The 2,119-nt window shown below is 67.1% G+C and carries 2 protein-coding genes; one reads left to right on the top strand and one right to left on the bottom strand.

What is annotated here, in order from left to right:
- Window positions 1–130: 130 nt before the first annotated feature.
- Window positions 131–940 (bottom strand): transglutaminase-like domain-containing protein, encoded by an 810-nt coding sequence (locus HUK82_RS16105; protein WP_176614893.1) that lies wholly within the window; start codon window positions 938–940, stop codon window positions 131–133.
- A 357-nt stretch (window positions 941–1,297) separates the two neighbouring features.
- Here HUK82_RS16105 and HUK82_RS16100 point away from each other — a divergent pair, with 357 nt between their 5' ends.
- The gene (locus tag HUK82_RS16100; protein WP_176614892.1) at window positions 1,298–2,116 is read left to right on the top strand and encodes a DUF2459 domain-containing protein; all 819 of its coding nucleotides are present in this window, start codon (window positions 1,298–1,300) and stop codon (window positions 2,114–2,116) included.
- The last annotated feature ends 3 nt before the right edge of the window (window positions 2,117–2,119 follow it).

Here is a 2,119-nt window from a genome sequence, read left to right as displayed (position 1 = left end):
CCGTGAGGACGGCGACGGCGGCCGTCGCAGCTACGCCAAGCCGGCACGCACGTCGCCCTCGTCCCGCAAGCGCAAGGGCTGAACCGGCTCGGGGGCACGCGCCCCCGTTCGGCCCCTCAGGCCGGGTGGATCAGGGGAATTCCTCGTAAGTCGTGACCTCGAAGCGGGTCAGATGAGCCGGGCCGAACGACGTGGTCAATGCCACGTCCGTCGCGTCGCGGCCGCGCGCCATGACGATGCGCCCGATACGCGGTCGGTTGTGCCGCGCATCGAACGTGTACCACTGCCCGTCCAGCCAGACCTCCAGCCATGCCGAGAAGTCCATCGGGTCGGGCACCAGCGGCACGCCGATATCGCCCAGATAGCCCGTGCAGTAGCGGGCCGGGATGTTGAGGCATCGGCACAGCGTCACGGCGAGATGGGCGAAATCGCGGCACACGCCGACCCGTTCGCGATAGGCATCGAAGGCCGACCGCGTCGACCGGGCCTGGCTGTAATCGAAACGCAGATGCTGGTGGACGAAGTCGATCACCGCCTGCACCCGCCCCCATCCCGGCGTCAGATGGCCGAACAGCGCCCACGCTGTGTCGCTGAGCAGATCGGTTTCGCAGTACCGGCTGCCCAGCAGGAAGACCAGCACGTCGGACGGCAGGGTGTCGACCGAATTTTCGACCGCCATTGGCTGCTGCCGGTCCGGCAGCCCGAGATCGCCGATCGTGAACGACAGGCTGGTCCGCAAAGGGCCGCCGGGTGCGAGGACACGCGTGCAGCGATTGCCGAACCCGTCCAGATAACGCTGCACCGGGACCGGAGGATCGAACACCGGCACCTGGGCGGTCATCAGATCGGGTTCGCGGTCCGGATGCACTTCCAGCATCAGGATCAGCGGCGTCGGGCCGTCCATCGTCAGCGTGATGTCATAACCCGCGCGTATCAGCATGCGTCGCACCTTCCCGTGTTCCGGCCTCAACTCGCCAGAGCACGAAGTGTTGCACGATCCGGCGAGAAACACCCCATGGTTTCGTTTCGAGAGGGCAGCAAACCCCTCGGTGCACGATGAACCCGTGATTACCGGGCCCCTGCGAGCGCCGGACACACGAGCCGCGCGCCTCTTCGGCAGCCATACGAGCATGGTCGTCCACCAGCATTCGGGGGCGGACAGACCGCTCAGCTTTTATGTCGGAAATCCTGACGGAGACGGCTGCTGTCAACGCAAGCCATCTGATAACGTGGGCAGCCGATCGCCGCACGGAGGGGCACGGGATGAAGGATCAGCAGAGTGCCGCCAGGCTCAGGCATGCCTGACGTAGCGTTCGTCGCGCGCGGCCGTTACCGCGCGTGGCCCAGCGAACTTGGGACTGGCATTCGCACGGCGCCCGACCTGCATGCGACGCGCCTCCGACCGGGTGGGACGGGGCGCACGGGCACCACACGACCACTGCCGGTTCGTGCATTCTGGCGGCCTGACGCGGCCGAGCGTCTCTGCGGGCTTTTCGCTCTCCTGATGAGTATCGCCGGATGTTCCGGCCCTGTCCCATCGCCGGCCGTATGCACAGGACCGGCAACGACGACGGTCTGGGTTGTCGACCGTGGCTGGCACACCGAGCTGGCGGTACCGGCTACGCTGCTCAATGGTCCGGCGGCCTATTTTCGAAAGGTCTTTCCCAGCGCGCGCACGATCCTGATCGGCTATGGCAAGAAGACGTTCATCACGGCACCGGCGGACGATTTGAGCGCATACCTGATCGGCCCATTTCCCGGTCCCGCCGTCATCCAGGTGGGCGCCCTGTCCGTGCTGCCGACGGACGCCTACGCTACCGGCGACATCGCTCCGATCGCCCTGTCGGACACGCAGGCCCGCGCCCTGTCTGAGGCGATCAACGACGATCTGGCCATCGGCCATGACGGTCGACCACGGCTGGTGTCGAAAGCGGACTCCGGTGTGAGCCTGTTCTACGCGGCGCGCAGTGGCTACCGGTTTGAACACACGTGCAACCGGTGGACCGTCGAGCGCCTTCGTGCCGCCGGCCTGCCCGTCGATCCTGTCGGAGTCGTTCTCGCGGGACAGGCGATGCGCCGCCTGCGCGACGCGCCCCGCTGCCCGGCCGGCGGCTAGTTC

The organism is Ameyamaea chiangmaiensis (assembly GCF_013376175.1).
In the GTDB taxonomy this organism is placed as follows: Bacteria; Pseudomonadota; Alphaproteobacteria; order Acetobacterales; family Acetobacteraceae; genus Ameyamaea; species Ameyamaea chiangmaiensis.
The sequence above is the reverse complement of the archived record's forward strand: the minus strand, read 5'-3'. Positions and strand labels throughout refer to the sequence as shown.

What these genes read in the sequence shown, in the direction of transcription:
- HUK82_RS16100 (WP_176614892.1), top strand. Translation starts at nt 1,298, where the DNA reads ATGCCTGACGTAGCGTTCGTCGCGCGCGGCCGTTACCGCGCGTGGCCC.
- HUK82_RS16105 (WP_176614893.1), bottom strand. Translation starts at nt 940, where the DNA reads ATGCTGATACGCGCGGGTTATGACATCACGCTGACGATGGACGGCCCG.